Raw genomic sequence first — 510 nt, forward strand, 5'->3', positions numbered from 1 at the left:
GTTTCCCCAAACTAAGGGAATGTTATTTAGCTACATTAAAAGCTACTCTCTTTGACTCTCTATCAGCCCTGTTTAATGTTGGTGGCCTTTTTCAATTTTCAAGTTATCAAGGATAACCCAGATGGGGTAAACTTCAAGCAATTGCATAAAAGTTTGAATCTACTCAATAGCTATTACAAAGAAGCTAAAGACCCCAATTTTAGGGATCATATCCAAAGGGCATTAGAGGGCTTTATTAGAAAGGATATAAAAAGCGGGGTGGATGATCTCTTTGCTCAATTGCCCCCCCAAGTGGCTAATAAATACCAGCAACTCTTTTCTACCGCCCTCAAAGATTACGCCCAAATGAAAGCCACCAGCAAGCTAGTTAAAAAGCTAGGGCTAAGAGACGCGCACAAAAGCGAGCAAGAAGCGCTAGATAGCTTGATGAAGTTTGCCAAAGGGCAGGGAGATAATTTAGATAATTTTAGCCAACTTACGCGCTCTCTTAGCCCACAGAATCGCCAAGTC

The 510-nt window shown here is 41.4% G+C and carries 2 pseudogenes; both read left to right on the forward strand.

Going from position 1 to position 510, the window contains the following annotated elements:
- Positions 1–108 (forward strand): annotated as a pseudogene (locus EAO33_RS09875) (P-type conjugative transfer protein TrbL); the annotation flags it as partial.
- Positions 109–141: 33 nt separating this feature from the next.
- A pseudogene (locus EAO33_RS09265) lies at positions 142–510 on the forward strand (hypothetical protein); the annotation flags it as partial.

The sequence above is a fragment of the Helicobacter labacensis genome (assembly GCF_003660285.1).
Taxonomy (GTDB): Bacteria; Campylobacterota; Campylobacteria; order Campylobacterales; family Helicobacteraceae; genus Helicobacter; species Helicobacter labacensis.